This is a genomic window from Mycobacterium sp. UM_Kg1, from assembly GCF_000972925.1.
In the GTDB taxonomy this organism is placed as follows: domain Bacteria; phylum Actinomycetota; class Actinomycetes; order Mycobacteriales; family Mycobacteriaceae; genus Mycobacterium; species Mycobacterium hiberniae.
Genome location: NZ_JRMK01000222.1, coordinates 1 through 4253, shown reverse-complemented (window position 1 = coordinate 4253; position 4253 = coordinate 1). Strand labels below are relative to the sequence as shown.

Genomic DNA, 4253 nt, shown 5'->3' with positions numbered 1-4253 from the left:
CCGGGCCGTGGGGCGGGTCACCGACATCGGCCGGGGCCGGCATACGTCCACTCAGTCGGTGGCCCTGCGGCTGGCGGACTCCGGCTGGGTGATCGACACCCCGGGGATTCGCTCGTTCGGCTTGGCCCATATTGCCCCCGACGACGTGTTGCTGGCGTTCTCCGATTTGGCCGAAGCCATCGCCGACTGTCCGCGCGGCTGCGGGCATCTGGGTCCACCCGCCGATCCCGAATGCGCGCTGGACAACCTCACGGGGGCGGCGCAGCGCCGAGTCGCCGCGGCCCGCCGGTTGCTCACAGTGTTGCGCGAGGGCTGACCGGTCGCATTCGGCTTCCGCCGGGTCAGGCGGCCAACTCGGCCTGCCGGCCGCTGCGCCAGCCCCGCACCGCCCTGATAGCCGACTTGAGACCGCGACGGCGCCCGGTCATCGGATCCACCCGCGAGAATCCCGGCCCGAGTTCGGCGAACATCTTCTCGCTGCGCGTTTCCGGCGCATCATCGGAGGTGTCGGTCAGGAAACGGTCCGGCAGAGACAGTTTGGCGATGGTGCGCCAGGTCTTGCCGTACTGCACCAGGAACGGCCCGGAGGTGTAGGGCAGGTCGTAGCGCTCGCACACGGCTCGCACCCGCTCGGCGATCTCGGGGTAGCGGTTGCTCGGCAGATCGGGGAACAGATGATGCTCGATCTGGTGCGACAGGCTGCCACTGAAGAACCGCATCGCCGGCCCGGCGTCGATGTTGGCACTGCCCAGCAGCTGCCGGAGGTACCACTGCCCCTGCGACTCACCGGCCATGTCGGTCTTGGTGAATTTCTCTGCGCCGTCGGGGAAATGGCCGCAGAAGATGATGGCGTTGGCCCAGACGCTACGAATCACGTTGGCTATCGCATTGGCCTTCACGGTGGAGGCGAACGATGCGCGGGGCGACAAGGAGGTCAGGGCCGGAAACGCGATGTAGTCCTTGAACACCTGCCGGCCGGCCTTGCCGCCGAACTCCCGCAGCCGCACCAATGTCGCCTGGCGGTTGTTGCGGCCCTTGAAGATCTTGCCGATCTCCAAGTGCTGCAACGCGATACCCCACTCGAACCCGATCGCCAACATGGCGTTGTAGAACAGGTTGAATATGTTGAAGCGCTTCCAGGGATTGTCGCGAGTGACCCGCAGCAGGCCGTAGCCCACGTCGTCGTCCATCCCGAGGATGTTGGTGTACTTGTGGTGGGCGAAGTTGTGGGTGAAGCGCCAGTGCTTGGAGTAGCCGGCCATATCCCATTCCCAACTGGTGGAATGGATCTCCGGATCGTTCATCCAGTCCCACTGGCCGTGCATGACGTTGTGGCCGATCTCCATGTTCTCGACAATCTTGGCCACGGCCAGGGTCGCCGTACCGGTCCAGCGCGCCCAGCGCCGATCCCCGGCCGCCAGCAGCACCCGACCGGCCACCTCTAGCAGTCGCTGAGCCGCGATGGTGCGGTGGATGTAGCGCGCGTCGCGCTCGCCCCGGCTGGCCTCGACGTCTCGGCGGATGGCATCCAGTTCCGCAGCGAGGTTCGCCACATCGGCGTCACTGAGGTGCGCAAACACCTCGACGTCGGTAACCGCCATTAACTTCCTCCAGGAAATGCTTTGCCGTCTGTACCTACGATATCGTAACCTACGTCAACGTAGGTTACCAGCGGGTAACCCTCAGGCGTCCAGTTGGCAATCGCCGGCCGCGGCGCACACACAGGTCTGCACCCGGGTGCCGGCCTCGTGGTCGACACCGGTGCGCAGATCCCGCACCTGCCCCGACACCAGCGTCACCACGCATGATTGGCAGATGCCCATCCGGCATCCGAACGGCATCAGCACTCCGGCGCCCTCGCCGGCCTCGAGCAGAGTGGTTGCCGCATCCGCCGCGACGCTCTTCCCGCTGGCAGCGAAGGTGATGGTGCCACCACCCTCGACCGCTCCGGTACGCGCCACCGAGAACCGCTCGACGTGCAGCCGCTCGGCGATCCCCTCGGTCGACCAGAGACGCTCGGCGTCGCCCAGCATCGCCGCCGGCCCGCAGGCCCAGGTCTGGCGCTCGCGCCAGTCAGGCACCGCATCGTCGAGGGCTTCCGGGCCCCGCAGTTGAAGCCGGCCCTGGTCGCGCGTGGTGCGCAACAGCAGCCGGTAACCGGGATTGTCCTGCGCCAGGCGGTCCAGCTCATCGGCGAACAGCGCGTCCGCCGCGGTGGGGGCCGAGTGCAGGTGAACGACGTTGCCCAGGTCGCCCCGCCGCGCCAGGGAGCGCAACATCGCCATGACCGGGGTGACCCCCGAACCCGCAGTGAGGAACAGCACCGAGGCCGGCGCCGGATCGGGCAGCACGAACTCCCCCTGCGGGGCGGCCAGTCGCACGATGGTCCCGGCCGCCACGCCGTCCACCAGGTGACTGGACAAAAAACCCTCCGGCATCGCCTTCACGGTGATCGCGATGGTGCGGGCGCCGCGCACCGGTGCCGATGTCAGCGAGTAGGAACGCCATCGCCATCGCCCATCCACCAGCAGACCGATGCCGATGTATTGACCGGGCCGATAGTCGAACTGAAACCCCCAGCCGGGCTTGATGACCAGCGTCGCCGAATCCGCGGTCTCCCGCCGGACCTCCACCACCCGCCCGCGCAATTCCCGGGCCGACCACAAGGGGTTGACCAGTCGCAGATAGTCATCCGGCAGCAGCGGCGTGGTGATCTGTGTTGCGATGCGCCGCAAGGCGTTCCACGCCGGATGCCGGTCGGCCCCCGCGGCGGTCGCCCGCTTGGTGTCGCCGAGGCGCGCGACGATGGCCGATTGCTTTTTGCTCACGACGGTGTCCCTGTTCATCTACCGGATAGATGAACCTACGGTACCGTAACTTTGCTGGGGCGGCATCAGAGCAGGTCAAGCAGGAACGGCAGCTCCTGGGTGGCGTACCAGGCCAGGTCGTGGTCCTGGGCGTCGCCGACCGTCAGCTCCGCGTCCTCGTCACCGAGATCCGCGTCGTCGATCACCGCCAGCGCTGCGCGCACAGCAGGCTCGGCGGCGGCGTTGTCCACATACGCCGCGACCACGTCGGTGATCGCCACCGGACCCGCCAGCCGGACCACGCCGGCGTCCAAGTCGGGGCGGACCGTGACGCCCTCGACTTCGGCGACCAACACCGCCCGCCGAACCGGCAGCTTCTCGGCGGCCGGATCGGTCGCGGCAGCGCCGAGCAGCCGCAGCGATGCCAGCGCCGCCTCGCCGAGCGCGACCTCGGCCAGCTCGTCGTCGTCGCCGTGGGCGTAAGCCTCCCGCAGCGCCGGAGTCACCGCAAATGCGGTCCCGCTGACCGGACGCAGTGAGCCGTCGGCGACCAGCTGGGCCAGCATGGCCAGCGTCGCCGGGATGTAAACCCGCATGAGCCAGACCTTAGCCCGCCCGAGCGGCAGACGATTGTTCCGGTGAGCGAGAACTCGTCAACGGTCCGATTCGCCGGAGTCATAGCCTTTGCGCGCGGTCGCGACGACGATCACCAGAGTTCAGGAGCACAGTCCGTGAATGACCCCGTGATCGGATCCGGACCATCAGAGCAGCGAGGCCGCATCGCACGGGCCGCCCTTCACCAAGCAGCCAACGGCTACGAGTCGGTACAGATCAGATCCATCGCGAAATCAGCCGGCGTATCCCCCAGCGCTGTATACCAACACTTCTGTTCGAAAGATGACCTGCTGGTCGACTGCCTGACCACCTGGCTGAGCAATTTCCAAGCCTCGGCGCCATCGGCTCCGATCAGCCCATCCCATCCCTACCGTCGGCTGATCATCGTTGTCGCCTCCCTCACCGAACGGATGTCGTTGACGCCGCGATTCGCCGACGCCGTGGCACGCGCCTATCTCCATGCAGCCGGTTCGGCCGCCCGCAGAGCCACGGCCGTGCGGGAAGGCCTGGTGGAGATCCTTGCCGACGCGTTGAACCACCACGGTCCCGCCGGCCACGAACACGTCCGCCAAGTCGCTGCACTTGTCGCCGATGTGTGGATCACAAACCTCCTGGCAATCGCCCAAAATCGGACGACACCAGATGAACTGCGGCGTCATCTCGAAAGAGCCATCTCAGCCATCGCCAAGAACGACGCGTAGCAGCAGACAGCAGCTCCCTGCTCCAGGTCGCGGCGGATGGCGCCGTGTGGTCATGCCGCGGTTATTTCGCGGCTCGCTCCCGCTGGATCTCCAGGGCGATGTCGATGAGTTGGTCCTCCTGGCCGCCGAT

Annotated in this window: 5 protein-coding genes; 2 read left to right on the top strand and 3 right to left on the bottom strand. The window is 67.1% G+C overall.

Annotated features, from left to right (window positions below):
* A partial coding sequence (rsgA, locus tag LI92_RS20040) for a GTPase RsgA (RefSeq protein ID WP_152665568.1) occupies positions 1-316 on the top strand: 316 nt, incomplete at its 5' end.
* Positions 317-341: 25 nt separating this feature from the next.
* Here the strand turns inward: rsgA and LI92_RS20035 are convergent.
* From LI92_RS20035 to LI92_RS20025, 3 genes are all read right to left on the bottom strand, one after another.
* Positions 342-1601: a fatty acid desaturase family protein gene (locus LI92_RS20035; RefSeq protein ID WP_046322019.1), complete on the bottom strand. Its 1260-nt coding sequence runs from the start codon at positions 1599-1601 to the stop codon at positions 342-344.
* 81 nt (positions 1602-1682) lie between these two features.
* Positions 1683-2846, bottom strand: a complete 1164-nt coding sequence (locus LI92_RS20030) for a ferredoxin reductase (RefSeq protein ID WP_286135204.1) — start codon at positions 2844-2846, stop codon at positions 1683-1685.
* A 47-nt stretch (positions 2847-2893) separates the two neighbouring features.
* Positions 2894-3403, bottom strand: coding sequence for a DUF6912 family protein (locus tag LI92_RS20025; protein WP_046322018.1), 510 nt, complete (start codon positions 3401-3403; stop codon positions 2894-2896).
* A 135-nt stretch (positions 3404-3538) separates the two neighbouring features.
* Here LI92_RS20025 and LI92_RS20020 point away from each other — a divergent pair, with 135 nt between their 5' ends.
* Positions 3539-4123 carry a TetR/AcrR family transcriptional regulator gene (locus LI92_RS20020; RefSeq protein WP_052740875.1) on the top strand — a complete coding sequence of 195 codons (585 nt, stop codon included), beginning with the start codon at positions 3539-3541 and terminating at the stop codon, positions 4121-4123.
* Positions 4124-4253: the final 130 nt, after the last annotated feature.